The organism is Pseudoalteromonas sp., assembly GCF_041613455.1.
Classification (GTDB): Bacteria; Pseudomonadota; Gammaproteobacteria; order Enterobacterales; family Alteromonadaceae; genus Pseudoalteromonas.
In genome coordinates this window covers 1-6,748 of record NZ_JBFJHD010000164.1, presented here as the reverse complement: position 1 = coordinate 6,748, position 6,748 = coordinate 1, and the positions used below count along the sequence as shown (strand labels likewise).

The 6,748-nt window shown below is 42.8% G+C and carries 8 protein-coding genes; 4 read left to right on the top strand and 4 right to left on the bottom strand.

From position 1 onward, the window contains the following. Together ABYB02_RS12975 and ABYB02_RS12970 are read left to right on the top strand one after the other, a co-directional pair. Positions 1 to 1,102, top strand: a 1,102-nt coding sequence (locus ABYB02_RS12975; protein WP_372762862.1) for a PQQ-dependent sugar dehydrogenase, incomplete at its 5' end; no start/stop codon positions are given. Between the two features lie 94 nt (positions 1,103 to 1,196). After that, positions 1,197 to 1,370: a DUF6435 family protein gene (locus ABYB02_RS12970; protein WP_372762861.1), complete on the top strand. Its 174-nt coding sequence runs from the start codon at positions 1,197 to 1,199 to the stop codon at positions 1,368 to 1,370. A gap of 34 nt (positions 1,371 to 1,404) precedes the next feature. On the opposite strand, the gene ABYB02_RS12965 is transcribed toward ABYB02_RS12970, so the two are convergent. The 4 genes from ABYB02_RS12965 to ABYB02_RS12950 form a co-directional block, all read right to left on the bottom strand. After that, entirely contained in the window at positions 1,405 to 1,992 is a 588-nt protein-coding gene (locus ABYB02_RS12965; RefSeq protein WP_372762863.1) for a DUF2238 domain-containing protein, read from the bottom strand. Between the two features lie 33 nt (positions 1,993 to 2,025). Then, positions 2,026 to 2,817, bottom strand: coding sequence for an SDR family oxidoreductase (locus tag ABYB02_RS12960; protein ID WP_372762860.1), 792 nt, complete (start codon positions 2,815 to 2,817; stop codon positions 2,026 to 2,028). A 27-nt stretch (positions 2,818 to 2,844) separates the two neighbouring features. Further along, complete coding sequence (locus ABYB02_RS12955) at positions 2,845 to 3,348, bottom strand: DUF962 domain-containing protein (protein ID WP_372762859.1); 504 nt, start codon at positions 3,346 to 3,348, stop codon at positions 2,845 to 2,847. A gap of 226 nt (positions 3,349 to 3,574) precedes the next feature. Continuing rightward, positions 3,575 to 4,522 carry a LysR family transcriptional regulator gene (locus tag ABYB02_RS12950; RefSeq protein WP_372762858.1) on the bottom strand — a complete coding sequence of 316 codons (948 nt, stop codon included), beginning with the start codon at positions 4,520 to 4,522 and terminating at the stop codon, positions 3,575 to 3,577. Positions 4,523 to 4,630: 108 nt separating this feature from the next. Between ABYB02_RS12950 and ABYB02_RS12945 the strand changes: the two genes are divergently transcribed. Both ABYB02_RS12945 and ABYB02_RS12940 read left to right on the top strand, forming a co-directional pair. Then, positions 4,631 to 5,578, top strand: coding sequence for a sodium-dependent bicarbonate transport family permease (locus ABYB02_RS12945; protein WP_372762857.1), 948 nt, complete (start codon positions 4,631 to 4,633; stop codon positions 5,576 to 5,578). A 409-nt stretch (positions 5,579 to 5,987) separates the two neighbouring features. After that, positions 5,988 to 6,748 (top strand): MFS transporter (locus ABYB02_RS12940; protein WP_372762856.1); only part of this gene is annotated, 761 nt, incomplete at its 3' end.

Sequence of the window (6,748 nt, the reverse complement as noted above, 5' to 3'; positions counted from 1 at the left end):
GGCCCTTGCAACGCTTACTGCTGTATCTGCACAGGCTGTTGACTTTAAACAACTGGATACCTTAACGCTTAATGTTAAACCCATTACAGTTGCAGCAGGCGTCACTGTTCCATGGGCGATTGAGCCGCTCGCTAATGGTGATTTACTGATCAGCGAGCGCCGTGGAAGTTTATATTTATTGCGTAACAACACCAACACGTTAATAACAGTAACCGGCTTACCCGATATTGCTCACAACGGCCAAGGGGGCTTACTGGACCTAGCGCTGCATCCCGACTTTGCTAATAATCAATGGCTATACCTAACTTATTCTAGCAGTGAGAGTGATGGTCGCGGCAGTAACACCGCGTTAATGCGCGCTAAGCTCAGTGAGGATCGCCAACAATTGTTACAACCGCAACTGTTATACAAGGGCGAGCATAACTCAACAAAAGGCCAGCACTATGGCAGCCGAATCGTATTTGATAATCAAGGCTATGTGTATTTTTCTATTGGAGATCGGGGCGCACGCGATATTAACCCACAAGACTTAAGCCGCGACGGTGGTAAAATTTATCGCTTACACCAGGATGGCAAAATTCCAAACGACAACCCGTTTGTTGGCCAAAAAAATGTAAAAGCGGCAATTTGGTCATACGGCCATCGCAACCCGCAAGGGCTATGGTTTGATCAACCCAGCAACACCTTATGGTCGCATGAGCATGGCCCACGTGGTGGCGATGAGCTAAATATTATTAAACCTAAAAGCAATTATGGCTGGCCGGTTGTTAGTTATGGCATCAACTACAGTGGCAGCACGTTTACCGATTTAACTGAACAACCAGGCATGCAAGCGCCGGTTTTACAATGGACCCCCTCTATTGCCCCGTCCGACATGCTGTTAGTTAGCTCAGACAAATACCCGCAGTTAAAAGGTAAATTATTACTTGCCTCAATGAAGTATGCGTTTATTAGCGTGCTGACACTTGCTGATGGCAAAGTGGTTAAGCAAAATAAATTATTAGAAGGCGTTGGCCGAGTTCGCAGTTTAGCGCAAGGCCCCGATGGCTTTATTTACTTAGGCATTGATGGCCAAGGTGTTGTGCGCCTAGAGCCACAATAAGAAAATATTATGCATAAATTGACAGCAAAGAAAACTATTTACCTCTTTAGTGCGTATTACTCTAAAAGTTCATTTATTAACGAGGCAGATATTAATGTTTTCACTTTTTAAAGCCGATCCAAAAAAGCAGTTGTTAAAAGACTACAATCTTAAACTAGAGCAAGGCATGCAAGCACAACGCAGAGGCGATATTAAAAGTTATGCCATGTTAACCGCTGAAGCCGAAAAAATTTGGCAGCAAATAGATAATTTAGAAGCTAAAAAGTAATTTACTTTTTAGCTTCGCTAATACATTTTGGCGGTTAATTTAATAGCCGTGCCAATTGCCTATCATGTATTTTTGGCAGTACGAGTAATGCGCAAATAGCCCCGATTAACGCCAACCCCATATCCGATTGCGTATCCCACACATAGCCTTGGGTGCCCAAAAATGCCTCGGCGCTTTCTTCACTTAATAGCGCCACCCACCATTCTAATAATTCGTAAAAAGCACTAAACGCTAAACATATCGAAATTATAAAGGTGATCAACCAGCCTTTGCCATTCACCACCTGTTTACGTAATAACACTTCTCTCGCAAGGAGTGCGGGCACGAAGCCTTGAAAAAAGTGACCCACCTTATCGTAATTATTGCGCTCACTGGCGAACCAGTTATCAAATAATGGCACCTCCGCGTAGGTGTAATGCCCGCCTACCATCAGCACAATACAGTGCGCTAAAATTAAGCCATATAACAGCGGCGTTAACTTAAAAGTACGATAGCTCCACGCCATTATTAGCACTGCAATGATTGCCGGTAATACTTCTAATAACCAAGTAAATTGATCTTTAGGGTTGATCCCCGACCAAATAAGCACGCTAAAAAACACCGCTAACCATATAAATTTCATCATTTTTCCTTTACTAATTCCATCGTCATAGCGTTATTTAAAGTTCACTTTTGCCGTTAAACGATTAAATAAACGCGGAAAAAATCGCTTAATAGTGGGCGCCCAGCCACTTAACCCCTGGCCCACAATCACTTCATCTTTTTTATTGCTAATCGCCTTGATGATTTTGCCAGCCGCCACGGTTACATCCATGCCATTTTCTATCGCCTGCTCTGCTTTATTTTGTGCCACACCCTGGGCATCTAGCGAATTATGCGCGATGGCTGTTTTTATAAACCCCGGGCAAATGGTTAAACAATGAATATTGTGCTCGCTCACTTCGGCGCGCAGGCAATCCATAAAGCCTATAACCGCAAATTTAGTACCCGAGTAACCGGTTCTTAGTTTTGAGCCCACTTTTCCGGCTACACTACTTATAGCCACCACCGAGCCACTTTTTCTGGCAACCATAGACGGTAACACGGCTTTAGTTAACGCCACTAAACCAAAATAGTTTACCTCCATTAATTGCCGATACACGTTAAAGTCGTTTTCTAAAAACAAACTGCGCTGTGATACGCCAGCGTTATTAATTAAAATATCAACCGCTCCTATACTGTCTATTTGCGCCGCTACGGAATGTAATATGCTTTCGGGCTGCGATAAATCAAGCGGTATAACACGGTGCCCTTCCCCTGTTAACTGGGCTTTTACTCGGTTTAGTTTTTCAACATTACGCGCCGATAAAATCACCTTAGCCCCGCGTGCTGCAAATTGCTTTGCCAGCTCTTCACCTATTCCTGACGACGCGCCGGTGATCCACACTGTTTTATTGTTATAATTCATGTTTACCCTTTGTTTAACATATAATTTTTAGGCTTTGCTTGGCCCCGCTATCGCGTTTACTTGTTGTGCCAGTTCTTTATACAAGCCAAGGAAAAATAAGCATTCCACAGTGACAAACAAAGGGCCAATTATCAGCCCGGTTATATCATCAACAAACGCCGGTTTTTTACCCTCAAAGTAGTGGCCGATAAACTGTAAAATCCAGCCAAACACAAACAGCCCCACACTAATAATTAACCAAGGTGTCACTGCCATTGCCGCAATCGGCTGCGCGGCAACAACTAATAAAGTTAATAACAGCGCCATGATCAGCCCCAATGACACACTTAACATTAAATAATACACAACCGAGGCAAAGACCAGAACCTGCCCACCATCAATATCAAGCCCCCCGATAGGTATCTGAATTCGAGCAGCTAAGCACAACAGCGCAAATACAATTAGTGGAATACCCAGTAAATGGGTGGCAATATTACGCTTAGAGCGGTGGTAAAGTCCGTAGTTACCGAGTTGTTGTTGCAGGGTTTTCATTTAAAATCCTCGTTTATTGTTATTATCAGTTTTACCTTAGCAAAAGTACCCACAATAACAATGAAATATCACGCACCACAAAATTAGCGCGCTTAATACCGCAAACAATAATCAAGAGCCCCTGTTTAATATTTGCCATCAGCTCGCACGTTTTTTGCAACTAAGTGACACTGGCTGGCTTTATAACTATGCTGAGTGAAACGCAGTGAGAAAATTTATTTTTATTTCAGGGCTCTATGTTTAATTTATGTAACTCATTACGTACCCATTTTATATCAAGGTACTGCTCTAAATTAGTTTGCGCGAACTTTAAAAAGCTACGCGCGGCATGAGAAATATGCCTGTCGGTACGCATAACAAAATACCATTGGCTGGCTATATCGGTGTCGAGTACCTGTAATTTTGTAAAGCTGTGATCACCCATTGGCAATACATGGTGAGAAAGCAAGCTGATCCCCATACCCGACGACACGGCCACTCGAATCGCTTCATTACTCGCCATTTGTACGCCATCACTGAGTACTAAACCGCGGCTTTGTAATTCACTTTCAAACAGCATTCGCGTGGCAGAGCCATTTTCTCGTAATAAAAAGCGGTACTGCATTAAGTCTGTTAAATTAACCTGTTTTAACGATAACAGTGGGTGATTATTAGGCACAATGAATTCTAATGGATTATGTAAAAACCGCGCTGCTTGTGCTTGCTCTAACGAGGGCGGATGGCTAAATACATAAATGTCATCTTCGCCGCGTTCAAAGCGGGCTAACACCTCTTCACGATTCCCTATTTCTAATGGCAGCTCTACATGGGGATGTAAATTACTATAAGGGCCAAGTAATTTCGGCAGTATATATTGCGCCGTATTGACCATGGCAATTTTACAGCGGCCGCGTTCTCCGCCGCGTAGTTCGGCTAAAAAGTCTTGGTAATCTTCAAAATGACCGACCACCTGCTTACAGGTCCTAAATAACTCCAGCCCCGCTTCTGTGATCTGTAACTTTTGTTGCTGCATGCTAATGAGTGGCTCACCAACTTCTTCTTGTAAGCGTTTTATTTGCAGCGAAACAGTGGGTTGCGTCAAATGTAATTGCCTTGCGGTTTCGCTTAACGAGCGAGTTTTTACTACACTCATAAACACTTCTAATAATCGAAACGATATATGTCTTAAATTCATTCCTACCCCATAGATATTTATCTATATATAACTAGTGTTCATTTTATTATTTACTATACAAAGTTTTCTCTACAATAGCGCCACTTATTTTTACAGCTAGGAAAACCCGTGCCAGATATTGTAGTAATGTTTTTTATATTAGGTTTAATCGCCGGTCTTTTACACTCTGATCTTGCTATCCCCAAAGCCACATACGAAACACTCAGCCTACTCCTCATGCTAACCATAGGTTTAAAAGGCGGAATGGTGTTACACGGCAATTTAAACTGGCAACTGATCCCGGAAATGGGCGCAATTGTATTACTCGGGGGATTAATTCCGTTAATGCTGTACCCTATTTTAAAGTACGTTATTACACTTTCCCATGCGAATAGCGCCAGTATTGCTGCGCATTATGGTTCGGTAAGTGCCGGTACTTTCGCTGTAGCCTTGGCCTACGCAGAGTCATCTGAGCTAGTTGTTGGCGCCGAGGTGACCTTGTATTTAGTGATGTTAGAACTTCCCGCTATTATTGTTGGCTTGCTGCTATATAGAAAATTTAATAAACACAGCGCTGCAAGCAAACAGCTGTCATTAAAGGCGGTGTGGCACGAAGCATTAACCAATAAAAGCGTTATTTTACTGGTCGGTGGGGTCATCATTGGCATTATGTATGGCACGCAACAAGGTAGCCAAGTGACCAGCTTATTAACCCATGGCTTTAAGGTGGTGTTAGCGTTCTTTTTACTTGAAATGGGCTTAACTGCAGCACAAACTTTGCGCCCTGTACCTTGGCATCATTGGAAACTAGCCTTATTTGCGCTTATTACTCCGCTATTTTTAGGCACACTTGGGGTTGCCGTCGGTACGCTTTTGCAGCTCGAATTAGGCTCAATTGTGGTGTTAGGTAGTCTGGTTGCCAGTGCCTCATACATTGCAGCACCCGCCGCTATCAAAGCCTCCGTACCCGAAGCAAACATAGGCCTTGCCATGCTTTGCTCTTTAGGGATTACCTTTCCATTTAATGTGCTTATTGGTATTGGCTTGTACCATCAATTAGCGCTGCTGATGTTGTAATAATTTAACGCCGCACCCTAATACATTTACCAACTTACCTACAACAAATAAAAGTAATCGTTTTTAAGGTGGTTACTTTTATTTGTTGCCTCTCTTTTACTACATAGCTAGCTACTAATACAACACGCGCTACATTGTCATGTTATTGCTTATTTTGCATTTAGCGCGGCTAAAAAAGTAACAAATAAAACACAAAAAAGATAACTTTAAAGTACAAACTTGCAGCAAAAACGCAGTTAATTAACGCAATCGTGCGGTTAAAATTTTATTTTCATTGATTAATAAAGAATCACTTTACTTCCACACCAAAGAGTCTTACATTCGCCGCAAAATCAGCCAACATTAAATAAACGCTGCAAACTATAACCGCCAAATAGCGCTTATTTACACCTTAAAATCGGAACATCTAATGGTAGAATTCGTTGCTACTAGTAAGTCAAATAATCCTTTAGCGCCTGTTATTGGTTTATCATTTTTTGCTATAGCTTCGGGCTTTTTAATGAGCCTGATCCCACTTTCGCTTGCCGCATTTAACCTCGATGTTGAGCTGGCTGCGTGGTTGGCGAGTGTGTTTTATTTTGGTTTACTCATTGGCGCTACCTGTATAGAGCGCATCGTGGTAAAAATAGGCCACCGATTTGCGTTTATTTTATTTCTCGGTTTATTAATTTTAAGTGTCATTGCACAGCTAATTATGCCCAAAGCAGGCGTGTGGCTAGTGGCTCGCTTTATTGCGGGTATGGCGGTTGCAGGTGTATTTGTGGTGGTTGAATCGTGGTTACTGATGACCAACACCGCAAAAGCGCGCGCAAAGCGGCTAGGCCTGTACATGACCTCTCTTTATGGTGGCAGTGCGGTAGGACAACTGGCCATTGCGCCATTAGGCACTGTAGGCGCTGTGCCTTACTTATTTGTAGTGGGATTATTATTACTGGCAATGTTGGCGCCGCTGTTAATTACCTCAGGCCAACCCGACAGCCAAGAGTTACAAAAGCTACAATTGAAAGAAATTAAAACCCTTAGCCGTCCAGCTATATTAGGTTGCTTGGCATCGGGGTTATTATTAGGCCCTATCTACGGCTTAATGCCGGTATACATAGCCGCACAAAGCGAGCAAGCACACTACACCGGCCTATTAATGGCGATTATTATTCTTGGTGGCATGTTAGT

Coding starts and splice junctions, on each gene's coding strand:
- ABYB02_RS12965 (WP_372762863.1), bottom strand. CDS start 1,992: ATGAAATTTATATGGTTAGCGGTGTTTTTTAGCGTGCTTATTTGGTCG.
- ABYB02_RS12970 (WP_372762861.1), top strand. CDS start 1,197: ATGTTTTCACTTTTTAAAGCCGATCCAAAAAAGCAGTTGTTAAAAGAC.
- ABYB02_RS12955 (WP_372762859.1), bottom strand. CDS start 3,348: ATGAAAACCCTGCAACAACAACTCGGTAACTACGGACTTTACCACCGC.
- ABYB02_RS12950 (WP_372762858.1), bottom strand. CDS start 4,522: ATGAATTTAAGACATATATCGTTTCGATTATTAGAAGTGTTTATGAGT.
- ABYB02_RS12960 (WP_372762860.1), bottom strand. CDS start 2,817: ATGAATTATAACAATAAAACAGTGTGGATCACCGGCGCGTCGTCAGGA.